Origin of the sequence: Thiomonas arsenitoxydans (assembly GCF_000253115.1) — a bacterium.
Taxonomy (GTDB): Bacteria; Pseudomonadota; Gammaproteobacteria; order Burkholderiales; family Burkholderiaceae_C; genus Thiomonas; species Thiomonas arsenitoxydans.
Genome location: NC_014145.1, coordinates 1899345 through 1919990 on the forward strand (window position 1 = coordinate 1899345; position 20646 = coordinate 1919990).

26 protein-coding genes are annotated in these 20646 nt (G+C 63.5%); 18 read left to right on the forward strand and 8 right to left on the reverse strand.

Annotated elements, in window-relative coordinates:
• Nucleotides 1-138 precede the first annotated feature (138 nt).
• The 3 genes from THI_RS08795 to THI_RS08805 are packed head-to-tail and all read right to left on the reverse strand — an operon-like array spanning nucleotide 139 to nucleotide 2605.
• Nucleotides 139-1353 (reverse strand): hypothetical protein, encoded by a 1215-nt coding sequence (locus THI_RS08795; protein ID WP_013105904.1) that lies wholly within the window; start codon nucleotides 1351-1353, stop codon nucleotides 139-141.
• A 17-nt stretch (nucleotides 1354-1370) separates the two neighbouring features.
• Entirely contained in the window at nucleotides 1371-2285 is a 915-nt protein-coding gene (locus tag THI_RS08800; protein WP_013105905.1) for an ImmA/IrrE family metallo-endopeptidase, read from the reverse strand.
• Complete coding sequence (locus THI_RS08805; RefSeq protein WP_013105906.1) at nucleotides 2282-2605, reverse strand: helix-turn-helix domain-containing protein; 324 nt, start codon at nucleotides 2603-2605, stop codon at nucleotides 2282-2284. The genes THI_RS08800 and THI_RS08805 overlap by 4 nt, the downstream gene beginning before the upstream one ends.
• 206 nt (nucleotides 2606-2811) lie before the next feature.
• Between THI_RS08805 and THI_RS08810 the strand changes: the two genes are divergently transcribed.
• The 16 genes from THI_RS08810 to THI_RS08890 all read left to right on the forward strand — a co-directional run bounded on the left by THI_RS08810 (nucleotide 2812) and on the right by THI_RS08890 (nucleotide 17197).
• On the forward strand, nucleotides 2812-4041 hold the full coding sequence (locus THI_RS08810) for a hypothetical protein (RefSeq protein WP_013105907.1): 1230 nt from the start codon (nucleotides 2812-2814) through the stop codon (nucleotides 4039-4041).
• Nucleotides 4001-5011, forward strand: a complete 1011-nt coding sequence (locus THI_RS08815) for a hypothetical protein (RefSeq protein ID WP_013105908.1) — start codon at nucleotides 4001-4003, stop codon at nucleotides 5009-5011. The genes THI_RS08810 and THI_RS08815 overlap by 41 nt, the downstream gene beginning before the upstream one ends.
• A 182-nt stretch (nucleotides 5012-5193) precedes the next feature.
• Nucleotides 5194-5406 carry a helix-turn-helix domain-containing protein gene (locus THI_RS08820; RefSeq protein ID WP_013105909.1) on the forward strand — a complete coding sequence of 71 codons (213 nt, stop codon included), beginning with the start codon at nucleotides 5194-5196 and terminating at the stop codon, nucleotides 5404-5406.
• Entirely contained in the window at nucleotides 5403-5873 is a 471-nt protein-coding gene (locus THI_RS08825) for a hypothetical protein (protein ID WP_013105910.1), read from the forward strand. The genes THI_RS08820 and THI_RS08825 overlap by 4 nt, the downstream gene beginning before the upstream one ends.
• A 5-nt stretch (nucleotides 5874-5878) precedes the next feature.
• Nucleotides 5879-6193 (forward strand): hypothetical protein, encoded by a 315-nt coding sequence (locus THI_RS08830; protein WP_013105911.1) that lies wholly within the window; start codon nucleotides 5879-5881, stop codon nucleotides 6191-6193.
• On the forward strand, nucleotides 6190-7065 hold the full coding sequence (locus tag THI_RS08835; protein ID WP_013105912.1) for an ATP-binding protein: 876 nt from the start codon (nucleotides 6190-6192) through the stop codon (nucleotides 7063-7065). Before THI_RS08830 ends, THI_RS08835 begins: the two co-directional genes overlap by 4 nt.
• Before the next feature lie 2 nt (nucleotides 7066-7067).
• Nucleotides 7068-7673 carry a hypothetical protein gene (locus tag THI_RS08840; protein ID WP_079668485.1) on the forward strand — a complete coding sequence of 202 codons (606 nt, stop codon included), beginning with the start codon at nucleotides 7068-7070 and terminating at the stop codon, nucleotides 7671-7673.
• A 15-nt stretch (nucleotides 7674-7688) separates the two neighbouring features.
• A complete protein-coding gene (locus THI_RS08845) occupies nucleotides 7689-9362 on the forward strand; it encodes a DEAD/DEAH box helicase (protein ID WP_013105914.1) in 1674 nt (557 codons plus the stop codon).
• A complete protein-coding gene (locus THI_RS08850; RefSeq protein WP_013105915.1) occupies nucleotides 9359-9781 on the forward strand; it encodes a DUF6511 domain-containing protein in 423 nt (140 codons plus the stop codon). The genes THI_RS08845 and THI_RS08850 overlap by 4 nt, the downstream gene beginning before the upstream one ends.
• A complete protein-coding gene (locus THI_RS08855; RefSeq protein WP_013105916.1) occupies nucleotides 9781-10536 on the forward strand; it encodes a hypothetical protein in 756 nt (251 codons plus the stop codon). Before THI_RS08850 ends, THI_RS08855 begins: the two co-directional genes overlap by 1 nt.
• Nucleotides 10536-12722: an AAA family ATPase gene (locus THI_RS08860; RefSeq protein WP_013105917.1), complete on the forward strand. Its 2187-nt coding sequence runs from the start codon at nucleotides 10536-10538 to the stop codon at nucleotides 12720-12722. Before THI_RS08855 ends, THI_RS08860 begins: the two co-directional genes overlap by 1 nt.
• Nucleotides 12723-12997: 275 nt before the next feature.
• Nucleotides 12998-13498: a crossover junction endodeoxyribonuclease RuvC gene (locus tag THI_RS08870; protein ID WP_013105918.1), complete on the forward strand. Its 501-nt coding sequence runs from the start codon at nucleotides 12998-13000 to the stop codon at nucleotides 13496-13498.
• A 46-nt stretch (nucleotides 13499-13544) separates the two neighbouring features.
• The gene (locus THI_RS08875) at nucleotides 13545-13712 is read left to right on the forward strand and encodes a hypothetical protein (RefSeq protein ID WP_407830054.1); all 168 of its coding nucleotides are present in this window, start codon (nucleotides 13545-13547) and stop codon (nucleotides 13710-13712) included.
• Complete coding sequence (locus THI_RS08880) at nucleotides 13705-14097, forward strand: DUF6362 family protein (protein WP_013105920.1); 393 nt, start codon at nucleotides 13705-13707, stop codon at nucleotides 14095-14097. The genes THI_RS08875 and THI_RS08880 overlap by 8 nt, the downstream gene beginning before the upstream one ends.
• 434 nt (nucleotides 14098-14531) lie before the next feature.
• Nucleotides 14532-15935, forward strand: a complete 1404-nt coding sequence (locus tag THI_RS08885) for a site-specific DNA-methyltransferase (RefSeq protein WP_041608964.1) — start codon at nucleotides 14532-14534, stop codon at nucleotides 15933-15935.
• Nucleotides 15932-17197, forward strand: coding sequence for a site-specific DNA-methyltransferase (locus THI_RS08890; protein ID WP_013105922.1), 1266 nt, complete (start codon nucleotides 15932-15934; stop codon nucleotides 17195-17197). Before THI_RS08885 ends, THI_RS08890 begins: the two co-directional genes overlap by 4 nt.
• Here THI_RS08890 and THI_RS08895 read toward each other — a convergent pair.
• Entirely contained in the window at nucleotides 17161-17526 is a 366-nt protein-coding gene (locus THI_RS08895) for a hypothetical protein (protein ID WP_013105923.1), read from the reverse strand. The genes THI_RS08890 and THI_RS08895 overlap by 37 nt on opposite strands.
• A gap of 96 nt (nucleotides 17527-17622) precedes the next feature.
• On the reverse strand, nucleotides 17623-18153 hold the full coding sequence (locus THI_RS08900) for a DUF3489 domain-containing protein (protein WP_013105924.1): 531 nt from the start codon (nucleotides 18151-18153) through the stop codon (nucleotides 17623-17625).
• A 97-nt stretch (nucleotides 18154-18250) separates the two neighbouring features.
• Between THI_RS08900 and THI_RS08905 the strand changes: the two genes are divergently transcribed.
• Nucleotides 18251-18634 carry an HNH endonuclease gene (locus THI_RS08905; RefSeq protein ID WP_013105925.1) on the forward strand — a complete coding sequence of 128 codons (384 nt, stop codon included), beginning with the start codon at nucleotides 18251-18253 and terminating at the stop codon, nucleotides 18632-18634.
• Nucleotides 18635-18698: 64 nt separating this feature from the next.
• On the opposite strand, the gene THI_RS08910 is transcribed toward THI_RS08905, so the two are convergent.
• Nucleotides 18699-19253, reverse strand: a complete 555-nt coding sequence (locus THI_RS08910) for a hypothetical protein (protein ID WP_013105926.1) — start codon at nucleotides 19251-19253, stop codon at nucleotides 18699-18701.
• Nucleotides 19254-19374: 121 nt separating this feature from the next.
• On the opposite strand from THI_RS08910, the gene THI_RS08915 reads away from it, so the two are divergent.
• Nucleotides 19375-19902, forward strand: coding sequence for a phage terminase small subunit P27 family (locus tag THI_RS08915; RefSeq protein ID WP_041608965.1), 528 nt, complete (start codon nucleotides 19375-19377; stop codon nucleotides 19900-19902).
• Between the two features lie 44 nt (nucleotides 19903-19946).
• Here THI_RS08915 and THI_RS08920 read toward each other — a convergent pair whose 3' ends face one another.
• On the reverse strand, nucleotides 19947-20357 hold the full coding sequence (locus tag THI_RS08920; RefSeq protein WP_013105928.1) for a type II toxin-antitoxin system VapC family toxin: 411 nt from the start codon (nucleotides 20355-20357) through the stop codon (nucleotides 19947-19949).
• Complete coding sequence (locus THI_RS08925) at nucleotides 20354-20590, reverse strand: antitoxin (RefSeq protein WP_013105929.1); 237 nt, start codon at nucleotides 20588-20590, stop codon at nucleotides 20354-20356. Before THI_RS08925 ends, THI_RS08920 begins: the two co-directional genes overlap by 4 nt.
• Nucleotides 20591-20646 lie beyond the last annotated feature (56 nt).

Here is a 20646-nt window from a genome sequence, read left to right on the forward strand (position 1 = left end):
GATTTCATGCATCGGTATCGGTCCTGTCCATCAAACTCGCTTGAATAGCGAAATTCTCCGGATGAACCCTCACCGACACCATGAGGGAGTTTCGAGCGCCTGCGTGCTGGCGCTGGCTCCTGCGAAAACGCGACCCAATCAGGTCGTCAGGTGATGGGCCAGGACGGCCTTCATGAGCTGGTTGCCGGTGGGCGTTGAGGCCAGCAGATCCCTGATCCGAGTCTTGATCTGGTGGGCATCCACGCCCGCCTTTGATGCCGCTTGCATCACGCCCGAATAGGCGTCAAGCACATCGGCGCCGGTGATGTCGTAGCCGTGGCCGAGTGAGATCCAACGCAGTGAAGCGAGGCCGGCAGCGACCGCAAACTCAGGCTGGCTCTCGGCAAAGTCTCTGGCCGCGCGGGCCAGCGTGCGTGGATCGGTTGGGCTGGTGGTCGCCAGGTCGATGGCGACGTTGAACAGTCCGGCATCTTTCGCAGCCGCGAACCATTTGCCTTCAGCGCCGGGGGTACTGGCAACCAAGTCGCGCAGGATCTGCTCTGGCGGCGTATTCGGATACTTCTTGGCGATGGCACGAAATGTCGCCAAGTTGGTCGTGCCCTGGTTGGCTTCGATCGCGTAGCGGCGGTAAGCATCTTCGGCCAAGCCCGACGACAGCAGGATGGCCTCGCAGGCCTCGGCGATCAGCCAGCCGGGGTCGTTCAGACCGCGCGATTGCTCGGCATAACGTACGGCCTCAGCCTTCTTGCCCATCGCCGCAAGTGCTTTGACGCCCCACTGGCGGTCATGCCACCACTTGAATGGCGCCCGCTCCAGCAGCGCGAGCAGTTGATCGTGGCGGCCAGCGGCATACAGCGATGCAAGGCATGCGCTGGTCCCCTTGAAGAACCCGTGGCCGGTGGATCGGGAGCTCCAGACGTGTTCGACAAGAGGCAGGAATTCATCGACCCACACCATCGCCAGTTCCGGCGTGACGCACAGCTCGCCCCAATGCTCTCCGAGGGATTCGATGTAGGGGATGTCGTCGTCTTGCAAGGCCTGCCACAGGCGTTCAAGCCAACGCTGTCGAACGCGCGGATCGACATCCGCCTTGGCGATGATGGGCACCAGGGTGTCGATGGCCCGGTTCACTGCGGTGCCCAGGGCTCCGGAAGAGCTGTCGACCTGCTCCAGCGCTGGCGACAACTTCTCCAGCAAAGTCACAGCGCCCTCGGCGGCGAGCACCGGCTCCTTGCGTGCGACTGCCTTGATTTCAGCGAGCGCTTCCTTGATGCGCTGGATCGGCGTGTCTGATCGCCAGCCGAAGGCGTGACGGCGGAAGCGGGCGCTGAATTGCCACTTGTGCGTGGTCATGATTGATCGTCCATGAACTACCGAACGGGGTGCTGGCCGTTTCGGATGAACCGATCGAAGGTGTCCTCCTCGGGCTCGCCATCGTCATGCTGTAGCCGCTGCCACTCAGCGTCCGGCATCAACAGCAGCGTCAGCGAGTAGTCGTATTGGCCCGCGACCCTGGTCATTTCGGTCAGAGGCATGGACGCTGGCTCGCGCGGAAACCAAGTCTGCGCACGCGTCGATTGGGTCTGAGCACTCACATCCAAGAGGTTGTTGCTGTGCGCCAAAGCGTCCTGCGGCAGTTCGATGGTGTTCTTGCGCGTCGCGAAGTAGGCGCCGGACTTGAATGCGGCCTGGTTCGACTTTGACCAAAGGAGATGGTCGTCACGGCTTGCCACGAGGACGGCGCGCTTCTCGGCGATCTCCGTCCACCGCAGTGCGGCGGCCGTCAGCGATACGCCATAGCGTTCGGCGCAGTGACCCAGCAACTCGAAGCTGACGGGTTGGCCATCGACTTGTTTCCGGAAATCGTCCAGTGGCATCAGCAACGTCGACGCGAACTTGTCAGCCTCGGTTTCGATGTCCCGCTCGTTGCCGTCACCCGTCTCGATGTCGTCGTCACCGCACTCGAACCGATCCTGGTCGTGGCGGTGCAGGATGTAGTGACCGAACTCGTGCGCAATCGTGAAGCGCTTGCGACCCTCGGACCGGACCGCGCTGTTGTAGACGATCAACCACTTCGACCGGGCCTTGTTGGCGGCGAGCAGGCCCTCCAAGCCATCCAAATCCTCGCCCTGAACCTTGTCCACGGGCGAGTCGGCAAAGCACTGCCGAGAATACTCCAGCGCGACCTCATCGACCTTGACCGGAAAGCGGTTCGATCCCAGCACCATGTTGAGCATGGACGAGATGCGGTTGGCCTGCGCCATCGGTTGCTTGCGTTCGGTCACTCGTCGTCATCCCATGCGTCGAGGATCTTGCGCAGCCGCTTCTTGGTGTCGTCCGGCATGCTCTTGTACTTGCGGAAGAAGGCCTCGTCGATGACCTCTTCGCCAGGGGATGCTGTCGATTCGGTGAGCAGAAACTCGGTCGTGACTTCGAGCACCGACGCAATCTTGCCGATCTTGTCGGCCGACGGTTTCGGGTCGTCCTTGTTCTCCAGCTCCCAGATGTAGCTCTTGCTGGAATCGGTCAGCTCCGCCAGTTGTTCAAGGCTGAGCTTCTTCTGCTTCCGCAGAGCGCGGATTTTGTCGCCCAGGGGGGATGGCACCGATTGCTCCTAAGTGGTCTGCTCCAAGCCGAAAATAATACCATCCTACCGAACGAAAACGTATCTGCTTGACAAACCCCTATCCGGCCAGAAATAATTCGCAGCGTTCGGTGCGCCGAACGAAAACGGTCTGCACCCCCCGAGAACAATGCGGGGCGGCTCGGGCTGGTGCCAACCCGATCAACACCTTGCGAAGGGGAATGTCAATGAACGATGCCGAGAACCTGTCCAAGCTGCTTGGCCACCTGCCGCCAGCGGTGTTCCGTGAATTCATGGTGGTGGAGTTCAGTCTGGCGATGCCGGATCTGGACAAGAAGCAGGGCAAGCAAGAGCAGCGCGCTGTCATGGAGCAAGTTCTGTCGGCCTTGGATGTGAGCGCGCGGCGGGAGATCGAGGAAGTGGCGGAGCGCATCGTGCTGCTCTCGGACGGCGCCGGGCAGGACGTCATCGATGGCATCAGTCAGGACATCGTCGGCGACGATGCCAAGGCCGCGTTTGCAGCCATCCCGAACCAGTACGAACGTGCGCTGTGGCTGTACCTCAATGCGCCCGCACTCTTCGAGGAGGCGTTGAACGCCCGCCAGGCGGATGTCTTCCGTCAGAGCGCGTCCTGCTATTCGGGCTATGTCGCGCCCAAGGATCTGACGGTCCTGGATGACGCGGCAGCTCGGCTGGCCTTCCACCTGGCAGTCGCCCAGCAGCTTGGCTGTGCAGCGGATACGGTTGCGGTTCAGGTCTTCAAGCGGCTGCGTCCCGACACCCTCACCGGCGAAGAGGTCGATCTGTACCAAGTCAGCGTCCATCACAACCGCCCGCCCGAGATCATTGATCGTGTACAGGCCAGCGAACTGGTGCCGCAGGAGGTGATCCGGGCTGTTTCGTCGCACATCACCTACGAGCCCGCCAATGGCCACCTGGAGGTCTTGTCGAAAGACACCGACGGCCGCGAGGCGCTGGCGCGCATCGTGGCGGACTCGCTGCTGAAGTCGCCCATCACCGGCGACAAGATCCCGCTCAAGCAGTACGACTACCAGAGCCTCGCTGCGCCCCGCAGCTTTGATCTGAGCGGTGAGGACGTGGCATCGGTCAAGGTGATCGAACTCGGCTACACGACGGTGAACCACCGATCCTTGCAGGTGAAGGTCTCGGCCAAGGACGTCGACGACATCTACACCGCAGCACGCTCCCTGATCTCCTTGTCGTTCGATTTCCGCAACCACCACATCAACTACGCGAAACTGTCGATCCGCATCAAGAAGGTCGGCAAGGAACGTGCACGCACGATCGCCGTGATCCTGCGGGATGACAACAAGTGCAACATCAAGACCAAGCGCGAAAAGGACCGCGCCCTGTGCGACCGCCTGCTGGCCAAGTGGCAATTGGTGAAGGAGATTGATGGTGTCGGAGAAGATCCTGTCGACGCGTTCGCTGCTTGAGCTGATCGATCTCTTCGAACGATCGATCCACGCCGTTGCCAATGGCGACGGTCAGCGCCTGCGCGGCGTGCCCGGCTGGGATCTGTGGCGCTGTGGGGCGCTGTCCGACAGCGACCTGGCGGCGTGGACCGAACGTATCGGCTATGCAGGCAGCTATCCGGCACCCCTTGGCGATGATCGTGTCCCGGTCGACATCGAGGAAGACGATGACCCGGGTCGGTATCGCTACCGTTGCCCCGAGACATTCCGCACCAAGTATGTCTCTGCTGATCTGGTCGCCGTCCACGCGGTCGATGCAGTGAAGCTGCTCACGTACTTGGCAGACCTGCTCGGCGTTCCCCAGGCGCAACGAAGCGGCATCACGGCGCCGACGATCGATGGTGTCCTGTGGCGCCTCGGCAAGATGCGCATTGCCCACGCGCAGGTCGACGCTTGGGTCGTCCGGGGACTCTCGTCATCGACCGAAAAAGTCTTCGAGCATTTCCGTGCTCCGCCGCTTCCTGATCAGGGGTTGATCTTCACCACCGGCCAGGATCTCCCCGCCATCGTTATGCCGCCCCGTGCCTACCGCATTGTCCCAATCGCGAGCGCACTGGTCGATCATGCCATCAAGCCGTACGTCGACATTGACCTGATCCACCGGCTGCTGCTGGCGCCGGCCGGTACCAAGGTGGAGAAGTCTCTGCCGGTCCGCTTCGACAGGTACTCCAACACGCTGGTCATCGCCACCAAGTCCGACAAGCCCTGGCCAATCAAGGGCGCGAGGCAAATCGCCGTGGTCAGCCATCTGTTCGAGCAGTTCGAAAACGGGCGGCACTGGGTACCCGCCCGTGAAATTCTGGATGCCGTGTACGGGCCGAAGAAATCCGGACGTAGCCAGCGCATCCAAAACATCTTCAGCGGCAACCTGATCTGGGAGGACTACATCGCTGGCGATGGCAACGGCAAGTACGGATTCAATCTGGACTGACCAGCATCAGTCGGACGCACCACGCACAACCGCCTTCGGGCGGTTTTTTGCTCTCTGCGGCTCGCTATCTCGCGCTGTAGCTGAGCCCGCACATCAGCCCGTACATGGCGGTGGCGGACGCCCGTACACGCCGGATTTGAAGATGACCTCACGTTTTCGCAACTACCCGAAAGGAGAAAAACGTGAGTGTCAAACACCTCAACCAACGCCAACTGGCGGACCGTTGGGACGTCAGCGAAGCCACTCTGGAACGCTGGCGGTCCGAAGGAATCGGTCCGGTCTTTCTGAAGCTGCAGGGGCGCGTTCTCTACCGCCTTGAGGACGTCGAGGCCTTCGAGTCCGACAGCCTGCGCAAGAGCACGTCCGAGCGGGTCGATGCGGGAGGTGCGGCATGAGCCACCTCACCCCCGATCAAGTGCTGGCCACACCAGCCGGCGAACTTGCGCAGCGGTCCAGCGAGTCGATCTTCCAACTGAAGAACGATGCAGCCGATCTGCTGGCAGCCGCCAAGGCCATCGTCGAGCACGTCGACCGCGCTCTGGATCTGCGGTACGCCCAGCGTGCTCACCAACTGCGTCTGGCGGCCGGCAAGGACACCGGCGTCGTGCACTTCGACGACGGCCAGGTCCGTGTCACGGCCGACCTGCCCAAGAAGGTCGAGTGGGACCAGGCCAAGCTGAACGACATCACCCGCCGCATCGCCGCCAACGGCGAAGACCCCACCGAGTACGTCGAGATCAGCTACCGCATCTCCGAGGCCAAGTTCAACGCGTGGCCCGAGACGCTGAAGAGCGCGTTTGCCCCGGCGCGAACGCTCAAGACCGGCAAGCCCGGGTTCCGCCTTGCACTGATACAGGAGTGATCACCATGCAAACCAAATCCACGTTGATCGAGCTGCTGCGCAAAAAGTCCGAGATGTACCTGCGGGATCTGCCGGAGACGATTCGCATCCCAGCGCTCGATGGCAATCGAGCCGATGAAGTGGTCCGCCCGCTGGAGGACGCGACCGTCGACGACCTGGCCTTTGCGATTCTGGGCATGGAGGCCGAGTCCCGCGTGCACCACCGTCGCTTGCAGGGCCTACGCGATCTCTACGACCTGGCCCGCAAGCGCGGCGCTCTGGGCGTCACCACGGTGGCGGCTGCATTCGCCGATCTGGCCGGTGAAGGGGGCCAGAAATGAGCCTGCCCATCATCACCGCCGACCAACGCTTCGCCGAGCGCCGTGGGGTAAAGGGCGTGCTCGTTGGCAAGAGCGGCATCGGCAAGACCTCGCAACTCTGGACGCTGAAGCCCACGGCCACGCTGTTCTTCGACCTTGAGGCTGGCGATCTCGCGGTCGAAGGTTGGGCAGGCGACACGATCCGGCCCCGCACTTGGCAGGAGTGCCGTGACTTCGCGGTCTTCATCGGTGGCCCGAACCCGGCACTGCGCGAAGACCAGCCCTACAGCCAGGCCCACTTCGATGCCGTGCGCGCGCGCTTTGGCGATCCATCGGTCCTGGACAAGTACGAGACCGTCTTCGTCGACTCGATCACCGTGGCTGGACGTCTGTGCCTGCAATGGTGCAAGGGGCAGCCGCAAGCCTACTCGGAGAAGACCGGCAAGCCCGACAGCCGTGGCGCCTACGGGCTGATGGGCCAGGAAATGATCGGCTGGCTCACGCACTTGCAACACACGCGCCGCAAGAACGTGTGGTTCGTCGGCATCCTGAATGAGGCCCTGGACGACTTCAACCGCCGGGTCTTCTCACTGCAGATCGACGGATCCAAGACCGGGCTCGAGTTGCCCGGGATCGTCGACGAGGTCGTGACCTTGGCCGAACTCAAGGCCGACGACGGCAGTGGGTACAGGGCATTCGTCTGCCACACGCTGAACCCATGGAACTACCCGGCGAAGGACCGTTCCGGTCGGCTTGATGCCATCGAGGAGCCCCATCTCGGCCGCCTCATGGAAAAGATCGCCGGCCCGGCCAAGCCCGCCATCGAGCGACTCGATTTCGCTCGTCCCAGTCCCGCTTCCACCCCCGAATCCACTTCGACTCAGGAGTCATGATCATGACCTACTTCGATTTCAATTCCGCATCCGAACAGACGTCCTATGACCTGATCCCCAAGGGCACGTTGGTCCGCGTCCGCATGACCATCCGCCCGGGTGGCTTCGATGACGCGTCCCAAGGATGGACTGGCGGCTACGCCACCCGTAACGACAACACCGGCTCGGTCTACCTGAACTGCGAGTTCGTCGTGATGGAGGGTGAGTTCGCCCGTCGCAAGATGTGGTCGTTGATCGGCTTGTACAGCGCCAAGGGGCCGGAGTGGGCCAACATGGGTCGCACCTTCATCAAGGCGATCCTCAACTCCGCGCGTGGGGTTCATCCCGGCGACAACAGTCCTGCCGCGCAGAACGCGCGCCGCATTGGCGGATTCGCAGATCTCGATGGCATCGAGTTCATGGGCAAGGTCGACTGGGAGAAGGACCAAAACGGCCAGGACAAGAGCGTCATCAAGGCGGCCATCACGCCGGATCACAAGGAATACGCGGCGCTGATGGGCGGCGCGCGCCAGCCGGCACCCGCTGCCCAAACGCCCAGCGCGCCCAACGCCTATGCGCAGGCCACCGGTCGGGCACCCAATCCGGGCCGTCCCAGTTGGGCGCAGTGACGGAGGACCACGATCATGATGCTCCGTCCCCGTCAATCCCTCCTGGTGGAGCGCACCCTTGCGGCGCTCGGCGAACATGGGAACACACTGGCTGTTGCACCCACCGGGTCAGGCAAGACCATCATGCTGTCGGCTGTGACTGGCAGGGTGTTGGCCGAGCCCGATGCGAAAGCCTGCATCCTTGCGCACCGCACTGAACTGACCGGCCAGAACCGGGATAAGTTTGTGCGGGTGAATCCTGGCATGAGCACGTCCGTGTTCGATGCCAACGAGAAGTCCTGGCGCGGTCAGGCGACGTTCGCGATGGTGCAGACCCTGTCGCGTCAGGCCCATCTCGACCAGATGCCCACTTTGGATCTGCTCGTGATCGACGAGGCGCACCATGCGTCGTCACCGACCTACCGGGCAGTCATTGACTCGGTGCTGGCCCGCAATCCTCGAGCTGGCATCTGCGGTCTGACTGCCACGCCGAATCGCGGTGACGGCAAGGGCCTGCGCGAGGTCTTCTCAAACGTCGCAGATCAAATCACGCTGGGCGAGATGATCGCGGCCGGGCACCTTGTGCCGCCGCGCACCTTCGTGATCGACGTCGGTGTGCAGGACGCACTTCGCCATGTCCGTCGCACCGCGATGGACTTCGACATGGATGAGGTCGCATCCATTCTCGACAAGCGGCTGATCACGGAAGCGGTGATCAAGCACTGGAAGGCGAACGCGTCGTCGCGCAAGACCATCGTCTTCTGCTCGACGGTCGCGCATGCGCAAAACGTCTGCGATGCGTTTGTCGAAGCAGGCGTACACGCCGTGCTCGTCCACGGCGAGCTGTCCGATGCGGATCGCAAAGCGCGCCTCGCGGATTACGAGACTGGGCGTGCCCAGATTGTGGTCAACGTGGCGGTGCTCACCGAAGGCTACGACTACACGCCCACCAGCTGCGTCGTTCTGCTGCGACCCAGCTCCTACAAGTCCACCTTCATCCAGATGGTCGGTCGTGGTTTGCGGACCGTCGACCCTGAGGAGTTTCCGGGCGTGATCAAGACCGAGTGCATCGTGCTGGACTTCGGCACAGCCAGCCTGATGCACGGGTCGATCGAACAGGAAATCAACCTCGACGGGCATCTGGGCGAAGGTGAGGCGCCAACCAAGGACTGCCCAGACTGCGGCGCCATCGTTTCGCTGGCCTGCATGGAGTGCCCGCTGTGTGGGCATGTGTGGGAGCGGGAGCCGCAGGAACTGGGCGTGCTGGCGGACTTCGTCATGAGCGAGATCGATCTGCTCAAGCGCTCCAACTTCCGCTGGTGCGACCTGTTCGGGCATGACGACGCACTGATGGCGACCGGCTTCAGTGCTTGGGGCGGCATCTTCTTTCTCAATGGCCGCTGGCACGCCATCGGTGGCGGGAAGGATTTGCGGCCGCAGCTGCTGGCCGTCGGCGAGCGTACGGTCTGCATGGCCAAGGCCGACGACTGGCTCAACGACCACGAGTCCGCCGACTCCGCCTACAAGACCCGGCGCTGGCTCAACGAGCCGCCCACCGACAAGCAGTTGCGCTACATCCCTGAGCAGATGCGTGCGGACTTCGGCATGACCCGCTACCAGGCGTCGGCCTTGTTGGCCTTCCAGTTCAACAAGTCGTCGATTCAGCGGCTGGTCGTCTCGGCCAACGACGGCCATCGGGAGGCCGCTTGAGATGCGCGATCTGCTACCGCAAGGCCAAGGGCTACGGCTGGTTCAACCCTCGGCTCAAGCCGAGCGACCCGAATCGCTATTCCGACAAGTGGGTGTTCTGTTCGCGCCGTTGTCAGGATGCGTTCTGCTTGCTGATGACCAAGACGGAGGCTCGCATGATCGATCCGAGTGACATGGAGCTGGCCGCGATGCGCGCGTGCTTGTCGCCGCTGGGTGAGTACGTGGGCTCGATCGGCATGGAGCGCCCACTGGCGGACTACACCCGAGAGGAGGTGCTGGCACTGATCGACGTCGTGGTCACGGCGTACCAGGACCAGATGATCGAAGAACACGAGATCATGGCCGCAAAGGACCGTGCCTTCCTGGAGGAACGCCTGGCACGCCAGGGCCAGACATCTCCGAAGGGGGTGCCGTTCTGATGCTGGATTTCAACCACCGACCCAAAGTCCATGAACAGATCAGCGACCTGATCGATGCCGCACTTGCCAAGGATCGTGAGGGCCAGGCGCCACGCACCTACCTCGGTGCGTCGAGGCTCGGTGTTGCCTGTGAACGGGCGCTCCAGTACGAGTACCTGAGAGCTCCAGTTGATTCTGGTCGTGAGATTCCTGGCCGCATCCTGCGTGTCTTCGAAGTGGGGCATGCCCTTGAAGACGTGGCCATTCGCTGGTTGCGCTTGGCGGGATTCGATCTGTACACGCGCAAAGCCAGCGGGGGCCAGTTTGGCTTCTCGGTGGCGGGCGGCCGAATCCAGGGCCATGTCGATGGCGTGATCAACGCCGCCCCCAGCGATCTCGAACTCAAGTGCCCGTCGTTGTGGGAATGCAAGACCATGAACGACAAGTCCTGGCGCGACACGGTCAAGCACGGGGTCGCTCGTTCAAAGCCCGTCTACGCCGCGCAGATGGCGATCTACCAGGCCTACATGGAGGCCACTGTTCCAGGCATCTCTCGCAATCCCGCGCTGTTCACCGCCGTCAACAAAGATTCCCAGGAGGTCTGGTTCGAGCTGGTGCCGTTTGACGGTGGACTGGCGCAGCGCATGTCGGATCGGGCCGTCCGGGTGATCTCGGCATCCGAGTCCGGTGAGATGCTGCCGCGCCACGCGACCACGCCGACCCACGTCGAGTGCAAGTTCTGCTCGTGGCAGGACCGCTGCTGGAGGGCGACATGATGAGCAACAACATCGTGTGGCTGGACTTCAACGATGCCGCCGAACCGCGCGAGGATCTCATCAGTGACACGGAGGCACTGCGCGCCGGCTTGCTGGATCGGCTGGAAGCGGTCTTGCACTACCTGTTCCCGCAAGGTCGCATCCGGGGCGGCAAGTTCTATGTCGGCGATACCGATGGCTCGCCCGGCAAGAGTCTGGTTGTCGAGCTCGAAGGTCCCCGTCGCGGTCTGTGGAAGGACTTTGCCACCGACGAGGGAGGTGATGTCATCGACCTGTGGGCACGCTCCCAGGGCCTGTCCGCCCGACACGACTTCTCGAGACTGGCGACAGAACTCCGCCAGTGGTTGGGTATCGCCCCACCTGCGCCGTCCGTGGCGCGTCACGCCGTTCGCACCGTCGCCGTCGATGAGCTTGGTCCTTACACCGCAAAGTGGGACTACCTGACACCAGATGGCGATCTGATCGCCTGCGTGTACCGCTACGACCCGCCGACTGGCAAGGAGTACCGCCCTTGGGATGTGCGCGCTCGGATGTGGCGGGCGCCTGATCCGCGACCCCTTTACAACCTGCCGGCGATCACCAAGTCTTCGCTGGTCGTCTTGGTCGAGGGCGAAAAGTGTGCTGATGCCTTGATTGCTTGCGGCATCGCGGCGACCACCGCGATGAACGGCGCGAAGGCGCCGATCGACAAGACCGAATGGTATCCCCTGGCTCGGCGCTCGGTGTTGATTTGGCCGGATCGTGATTCGCCAGGCTGGGACTACGCCGAGAATGCGGCACGCGCTTGTGTCGCGGCAGGCTGTGCTTCCGTTGCGATCCTGGTGCCACCATCGGACAAGCCCGACAAGTGGGACGCTGCCGATGCTGTTGCCGAAGGATTCGACTGCTCTGAGTTCATTGCGCAGGGCGAGCGACGGGTGATCAAGGCGGCGTCGCCCATACTGCCGACCTTCACGCTGGGTGCGTTGCTGGATGACGACTCGCCGCTGCCGCCCGATCTCATCTCTCCGCGCGTGCTCACGCCCGCAGGGATGCTGGTCTTCGGCGGCGCGCCCAAGGTCGGCAAGAGTGATTTTCTGCTGGCCTGGCTGACCCATATGGCTGCAGGCGCAGCCTTTCTCGGCATGCATCCACCGCGACCCCTGCGCGTGTTCTACCTGCAGGCCGAGGTGCAGTACCACTACCTGCGTGAGCGGGTCAAAGAGGTGCGCATCCCGGCCAGCCGGCTTTTGGATGCCCGCACGAACTTCGTGGCCACGCCCCAACTGCGCCTCGTGCTGGACGACGCTGGCCTCGCTCAGGTGATTCCAGCCATTGCGAATGCGTTTGGCGGCGAGCCTCCGGACATCATCGCCATCGATCCCATCCGCAATGTGTTCGATGGTGGCGACGCCGGTGGCGAAAACGACAACGGCGCGATGCTGTTCTTTCTCTCGCAGCGTGTTGACCGGATTCGTCAGGCGGTCAACCCAGACGCCGGGGTGATCCTGGCTCACCACACCAAGAAGCTGGGCAAGAAGCAATTCGAGGAAGACCCGTTCCAGGCCCTGGCCGGTGCCGGAAGCCTGCGCGGCTATTACTCGACCGGCATGCTGCTGTTCCGGCCCGACGAGATCCGTACGACACGCCAGCTCATCTTCGAGCTGCGCAACGGCGCCGGTATTCCGATCAAGCACGTCGACAAGATCATCGGTGAGTGGCGGGAGGTCGATGCCAATGACCGCCTCGTCATGAAGGACTACGGCGAACGTCTGGATGCCGAGCGCCGTCGCAAGCGGGACGCCATCCTGCAGATCTTGTTTGACGAGGCGGCTGCCGGGCACTGCTACACCGCCAATCAGTTCGCTGAGTCCTTTGAGGGCAAGGCAGGGCTCGGCGGCGAACGCACCATCCGCGAGCGGATCTCGGCGCTGTCCACCCAGGGATACATCAAGTATTTCCGCAACGCGGTGGACTATGGCCTGCCATCGAGCGGTCGCACCAAGTTCGGCTACCTGTGCGTCGAGGGCATGGTCCTGCGCGCACCCGGCGGCGATCCCGACCCCGCCACCGGCGAGTTGCCGATGCGTGAGCACGCGGTGCTCCCCACCCACTACAAGTGCCCGCACTCCGGGGCGGCGATGCCCGTCGAGAACCCGGAAGTGTGGGTCTATCACGATGAACTGAACGATCCGGAGGCCCCATGATGAATGCTCGTTTCGCAGTTGGCAGAGCCGTTGCCGACTGTGCCCACCAAGCTGCCAACTGCCGCCAGTTGGCAAATTCCTTCCAACTGCAAACCCTTGCAGGACAAGGCTTTGCCGGGATCCAAGCTCAGTTGGCAGTTGGCAAGCTTGCCAACTTGCCAACTGACGCAAACCCTTGTGGCGGCTCACTTTTCCGGGTGAATCCAGTTGGAGAAAGCTCTCCCTCCTACTACGTAGGAGAGGGAACAGCGGTTCCCTCTGCCCTACGTGGAGGTTTGTCCGGCGGCCGGGAACGTGTCGGTCATCCGGCCTGCGGCACATCGATCCTGGCCTTGGACCTCGGGACCCAGACTGGCTGGGCATTGCTCGGTCGTGACGGTGCCATCACCAGCGGGTCCGAGCTCTTCAAGCCCCAGCGCTTTGATGGTGGAGGCATGCGCTACCTGCGGTTCAAACGTTGGATCACGGAGGTCAAGCAGTCGGCCGATGGATTGAACGCGGTGTTCTTTGAAGAGGTTCGTCGGCATGCCGGTGTGGACGCCGCTCACGCATATGGCGGCTTCATGGCCCATTTGACCGCCTGGTGCGAACACCACCAGATCCCATACCAGGGCGTGCCGGTCGGCACGATCAAGAAGCACGCCACCGGGAGGGGCAATGCGAGCAAGGACGACATGGTCGCTGCTGCGCGCTGCCGCGGCCATGCACCTGCGGACGACAACGAGGCCGATGCTCTGGCGATCCTGCACTGGGCCATCGAGACCCAGGAGCTGTGACATGAAGATCCCTACACCTCAGTACCGCAGCCCCCTGGGACGGCTCGTGGCAGAGCCTCGACCGGACCCCGAAGAGATCAAGCGCGAGGGCTGGCTCGACCAGCACATCCTCGTCGTCTCCCCGGAGGATGCGCGGCTCGACTGGACCGAGCGCGAATTCTTGCGCCGCATCGGCGACCGTCTGTACGGGGACAAGGAGCGTCGCCATGGCTGAATGGACCGTTGATCTCGTCGCCGATCGTTTTTGGGAGGCCGCACGCACCTCCCATCGTCTGCCACCCGTCCGAGTCCAGGGCTACTTCAACTGCTGGCCAGCCATCCAACGCATGCCTTGGGAGAATCTCGGGGCAGAGCCGCCCATTATTCGTTTCCCACCAGAGCCGGCAGCCATCGACCGCATGCTGGAGACGATGCAATGGGTGCTCTGGTTGGAGGTCGAGCAGCGCCACCTCGTCTGGATGCGCGCCGAGCGCTATCGGTGGAAGGAGATCTGCTGCCGATTTGGCTGTGATCGAACGACCGCCTGGCGCCGCTGGCAAGCCGCCTTGGCGATCGTCGTGTCCCAGCTCAACGGCGCGACCAAGCCCGTGGCAGCATGAGTGCGTGAGGGGAGTCAGAGGAAATTGAAGGCCGCAGTGAGTTCGTGATTACAGGCGCTGGCGCATGCTGCTCTTGCCCTCGAAAGCGGCTGCAACATTTCGAAGGGTTTTGGCTAATATTCACCGTAATCTTGCGAGCACTGCGCGTGTGAGGGCCACGGAGGAATTCGTGGCCTTCGTTTTTTCAGCTCGGCGCTTGGAGAAATTTCGGCGAGTCCTACCTCCCGAAAGCGCAATGCGGGGGGCGAGAGCGCGGTATTCGCCTCGCGTCTAACTGCAAACCGAGGTTTGCAGTTTGCACCCTGATCCGATCGCCGAGCCCGCCCACGGCAACCACGTCGGCGGGCTTTTTCACTCCACGGTGCAATGCCCCTGGTGGCACGGATAGGCTCACTCCTTTCCCGCGCGGACCGCACTTTTTCGAGGACCACATCCTGAACATCCTCAACGTCGCCTACCGCAAGGTTGAGACGCTGATCCCTTACGCCAAGAACCCGAGGACCCACACCGATGCCCAGATCGCCAAGATCGCGGCAAGCATCGTGGAGTACGGGTGGACCAACCCGGTGCTGGTGGACGGTGCCAATGGCGTCATTGCAGGACACGGGCGTCTGGCCGCCGCGCGCAATCTAGGTCTCACCGAGGTCCCGGTCATTGAACTGGCGCACCTGACGCCGGCGCAGAAGCAGGCCTACGTGATCTCCGACAACCGCCTGGCGCTTGATGCTGGGTGGGACGAAGAATTGCTGGTGCTGGAGTTGGCGGAACTCTCCGAGTCCGGCTATGACCTGGCGCTGACCGGCTTCGACGATGGCGAGATCGAGTCCTTCCTGGCCCGAGCAGCCGAGGACGACGGCGCGCAGTCCAGTGAGTCCAATGCGGACGCCGCAGACGACGTGCCCGAAGCGCCACAGGTTCCGGTGAGTCAGGTCGGTGACGTGTGGGCGATCGGACGGCATCGCTTGATCTGCGGCGACTCGACCGATGCGTCGGTGGTTGCAGCGTTGATGGAGGGCGAGCGCGCCCAGCTGTGCTTCACCTCACCACCCTATGGCAACCAGCGGGACTACACCAGCGGTGGCATTGCCGACTGGGACGCTCTCATGCGCGGCGTCTTTGCCAACCTGCCGACGACTGCCGACGCACAGGTGCTGGTCAACCTCGGCCTGATCCATCGGGACAACGAGTTCATCCCGTACTGGAATGCCTGGGTCGAGTGGATGCGCACCACCGGCTGGCGACGCTTCGCGTGGTATGTCTGGGACCAAGGGCCGGGCATGCCCGGTGACTGGTCGGGACGCTTCGCGCCCAGTTTTGAGTTCGTGTTCCATTTCAACCGCGAGAGTCGCAAGCCGAACAAGATCGTCCCCTGCAAGTTCGCGGGACAGGAGACGCATCTGCGCGCTGACGGATCCTCGACGGCGATGCGCGGCAAGGACGGTGAGGTCGGCGGCTGGACGGCCGCAGGACAGCCGACGCAAGACTTCCGCATCCCCGATTCGGTAATCCGCGTCATGCGGCACAAGGGAAAGATCGGGCAGGACATCGATCACCCGGCCGTCTTCCCGGTGGTACTGCCCGAGTTCGTGATCGAGGCCTTCACAGATCAGGCCGACATCGTGTTCGAGCCGTTCGGCGGCAGTGGCAGCACCATGCTGGCGGCCGAGCGCACGGGGCGCACCTGCCGCGCCGTGGAAATCGCGCCGGAGTACGTCGACGTAGCGATCCGGCGGTTCCTGCAGAACCACCCGCAAGAGGAAGTCACGCTCGTGGCCACGGGCCAGAGCTTTGCAGAGGTGACCAAGCAGCGGTTGTTCGTCGGGGAGACGGGGCAATGAGTTCTTGGCTCGCCGACAAGATCGAGCAGTGGCCGACGGCCAAGCTGGTGCCGTACGCCCGCAACGCACGCACGCACTCGGAGGCGCAGGTCGCGCAGATCGCCGCGTCGATCGTCGAGTTCGGCTTCACCAATCCTATCCTCGCCGGCAGTGACGGCGTGATCATCGCCGGCCACGGGCGGCTCGCGGCCGCCCAGAAGCTCGGCCTTGAGGTGGTGCCGGTCGTGGTGCTCGAGCACCTGAGCACGACGCAGCGCCGGGCCCTGGTGATCGCAGACAACCGTATCGCCGAAAGCGCCGGATGGGACGAGGCGCTGCTGCGCATCGAAATGGCTGACCTACAGGATGCCGACTTCGATCTGTCGATCACCGGCTTCGACGCCATCGCGCTGGCCGAACTGATGGCGGGCGATGAGCCGCAGGGCGAGGGGCAGACCGACGACGACGCAGTCCCGGACGTGGCGGAGACGCCGGTGTCACGACTTGGCGATGTCTGGTTGCTGGGTGGCCACCGGCTACTGTGCGGCGACTCCACCGTGGCTGAGAGCTACGACAGGGTGCTCGACGGCGAGCCAGTGGACATGGTCTTCACCGACCCGCCGTACAACGTGAACTACGCCAACTCTGCCCGCGACAAGATGCGCGGCAAAGAGCGTGCGATCCTGAATGACAATCTGGGCGACGGCTTCTATGACTTCCTGCTGGCGGCGCTGACGCCAACCATCGCGCATTGCCGGGGTGGCATCTACGTGGCGATGTCATCTAGCGAACTGGATGTGTTGCAGTCTGCCTTCCGTGCGGCGGGCGGCAAGTGGTCGACGTTCATCATCTGGGCCAAGAACACCTTCACGCTGGGCCGTGCCGACTACCAGCGCCAGTACGAGCCGATCCTCTACGGATGGCCCGAGGGCTCGCAGCGCCACTGGTGCGGCGACCGCGACCAAGGCGACGTCTGGAACATCAAAAAACCACAGAAGAACGACCTGCATCCGACGATGAAGCCGGTGGAGTTGGTCGAGCGCGCGATTCGCAATTCGAGTCGCCCCGGCAACGTGGTCCTCGACCCCTTCGGCGGCTCCGGCACGACGCTGATTGCGGCCGAGAAGTCTGGGCGGCTGGCGCGGCTGATCGAACTCGATCCGAAGTACGCCGATGTGATCGTGCGCCGCTGGCAGGATTGGACAGGCAAGCAGGCCACCCGAGAGGCAGATGGCGTGGCGTTCGATCAGGCGGCAAGCGACTCGTCGATGATTTCGCAGTGAATCACGAACCCAGTCAGGTAAGGCAGACCGCGCGGGATGCCGTAGTCCTTGCTGGTCTGGCGTCCGATCTTCCAGCCCATCCACTGCTGTGTGGCGGCGTTGATCGCATCCGCCAGGGGCAGACCACGAAACAGTCCGTTCTGCACCTCGTCGGCGAAGTGGCGACCATGGCGGCTGTCGAGGAAGATCCGCACCGAGTCCAGCGGCTGGCCGGTGGCGTCCGAGACGGCGTTCATCGCCAGGGGCCACGCGGCGTTGGCGTGTTCGTTCATCGTTCCCCAATAGCCCCAGGCTTCGTTCTGGGTGACGGGGATCGTGGTGCTGGTCATCTCGGGCTCCTTCGTGTTGATGTTGCGACGTCCGTAGTAACGCGCTGTTCGATTGAGAAGCCAAGCACCGCTTGGCCTCTTTCTCGATCTTTGTGATCAGGCGACGCGGTACACCCGCTCGCCGCCCTGAGGCTTGTCCGAGACGATGGTCAGGCCGAGCTTCTTTTTCAGGGCGCCCGCAAAGGTGCCGCGCACCGTGTGTGCTTGCCAACCGGTGGCCTCGCAGATCTGCGGGATGGTGGCGCCCTCGGCGCGCTGCAGCATCCGGATGACTTCGGCCTGCTTGCTGTTCTCACGGGTGCGCGGCTTGGGCTGCTCGGTGGTGGCGTCTTTGGCACCGTCCTTGGCCCAGGACGCCTCTGCGGCCGTCACGGCGGCCTCTATCTCGGGGTCTGCGTCCTCGGGCGCAGGCGCGGGACGGGCGTGACCCATCGCATCAAAGCCCTCGGCGGCGACGGACCAATCGGTGCCGTCGGTTGTGATCAGCGCGCGGTTGAACAGGCCGTCGAGCACCTTCTTGCGGGCACCGCCCTTGATGTTGTCGGGAAACCAGACGATCTTGCCGCCAGTGTGTTCGATGGCGTAGGCGAGGATGGCGTGCTGGGCGGGGGTGAGTTGAACACTCATGGTGGACTCCGTGCTTGGTGGATGGTGATGCCATTACCGCGCTGTCGCGCCCACAAGCCAAGCCTGGCTGCTGCACACAACAGATACCGAACGATTCATGCCCGTGCGCGCCCAGACTCCCTGCCGCCACCCCGGCTGCGCCGCGCTGGTCAGCGCACCTGGCTATTGCGATGCGCACCAGTCTGACCGACGCCAATGGGATGGCAACGCGCAGGCCCGCCGTCGCCAGCAACGCCGCGCGCTGCCCACCAACGGCGCGGCCTGGCGCGCCCTACGCGAGCAGGTGCTACGCGCCGAGCCGCTGTGCCGGCATTGCGCGACGCAAGGACTGTGGCGCGCCGCCACGGTCGTCGATCACATTGACAACGACCCCGGCCACAACGCCACGGGCAACCTGCAGCCGCTGTGCGCGGCGTGCCACAACCGCAAGACGGCGCGCGAGGACGGCGGCTTCGGCAACGGCCGTCGCCCCCGGGGGTAGAGAGATCGCTGGGTCGTGGCAAGGGAGATCGATCTAAAGCGACGCGCGGCTACCCGCCGCGGCACTATTTGTGGAGATCCCCTGTGCCCATCCGATGCAGGCGCACCCACTCAAGTGCTTTGAATATCCTCTTGGTCACTCGCTGCAGGCGGCGGAAATCGACCCAGGTCTCGGGCGACGGTTCCTCGCCGTTCTTGTATGAAGTTGCCGGTCCGTCGGGATAGCGGAAAACCGTGGACTTGGGGTCGATTCGATCGAACTCGGCAATGCGTTCGGTCAGCCACACCACCTGGTCCGCGGGATAACGACTTTCTAGATAGGGCTTGAGCGACTGAACGAGATCGTTCCGCCGATGTCCCTGTGCCCGATCGGGCAGCAAGGACTTCAGATACAGCTCGAGCGCATGCCGATAGCAAAACAGGATCGGGTATGCCGCCTCCCATGACTCTTGCTGCGCCGCAGCCGCTTCCATCAGTCGATCAGCGGCTTCTGCAAAGGCCCGTGCGACTTCGACGTTGACCATGCTTCCCATGCCGGGGGCGAACGTGCCGAAGTAGAACTCCTCCTCACCGAGTCTATCGGGCGGATCGGTGAAGATGTTTTGAGCGTCGTCGTTCATTGCTGTCGTCCGTCAAGGCCGTCGGAATCTCGCCAAGGGTAAGGGGGGGGCGCAAACTTCCGCAACAGCACGCGGCGATCCGCGCGCCAGGGCAAATTTTTGCGCAGCCAAATTCAAATGATTGTGTTTTTTCAAATGGAGCCCGCCCGTGGCCGGTAAGCCCGGGCGCTCCGGGGGGGCGCGCACCGGCGCCGGGCGCAAACCCCTGCCGACCGCCGTCAAAGCCGTCAAGGGCACGCTGCGCAAGTCGCGTACCAACGCCGCTGAGCCGCAAGCGGCCGCAATGCTGTCGGATCCGCCGCTGGAAATGCGCGAGGCGGCCGCCGACCTCTGGCGCTACCTCGTCGGCAGCACGCCGCCGGGGGTCCTGCACGCCAACAACGCCGCCCTGCTGGAGCGCTACTGCGAGCTGCTGGCGCAGTACCGCGACGTCGTGCGCGAGATCGCCAAGCGCGGTGTCGGCGGCCTGCTGACCAAGGATCGCCACGGCATGCCCGCACGCTCGATACTGTTCGAGTTGCAGATGGAGTTGTCGCGCTCGCTCAAGGAGTGCGAGGCGGAGCTCGGGTTCACGCCGGTCTCCCGCGCGCGGGTGCAAGTACCCCAGGCGCCGGCCCCCAAGCTCGACGACCCGTGGGCGGACTTCTGACGCACGGCGCGGCGCCCGCCTCGATGCGCCGAGCCACACTTCGATCAGTGGTTGTTGACCCAGTTCTCCACCGCCAGGCCCGGATAGGCCTGGAAGTCTGCGGTGTTGTTGGTGACCAGCACCGTGCCCAGCGCAACGGCGTGCGCTGCGATCAGCTTGTCCAGAGCGTCGCGGTTTCGCTCGCGCGTGGCCAGGCGGATCGGCCCATAGCTTTGCGCCGATCGAATGTCGAAGGGCGCAACGGGGACGTCCTCGACGAACGTTGTCAGCGCCTCACGATTTTGCTCACGCGCTGCCCCGGAACACGCCACGCCGTACTCCAGTTCGGCCAGCGTGATCGCCGAGATCACGATATCGCCGACGAAACACTGTGCGAAGCGCTGCGCAACTTGAACCGGCTGGCGCTTCATCAGGTAGATGCAGATGTTGGTGTCGAGCATGTACTTCGGGCTCATAGCGCCTCGCGCTCGGCTTGTTCCTGCTCCCCGCGCCCCGGCACCGTGAAGTCTGGTGAGAACCGGGCCAGCTTGCCCAGCACGTCCCCCAGGCGCCGTTGCGCGGGATAGATGCGCAACTCGTCGCCGTGCCGCTCGATGATGAGATCAAGATCGGTCGAGCTGTAAGCCAGCTCCGCCGGGATGCGCACCGCCTGCGAATTGCCGTTTTTGAAGATCTTGGTGATAGCCATGCTCGGCCTCCGATGGATGTACATGTACATACTATGACACATCCGCCTCGTTGTAA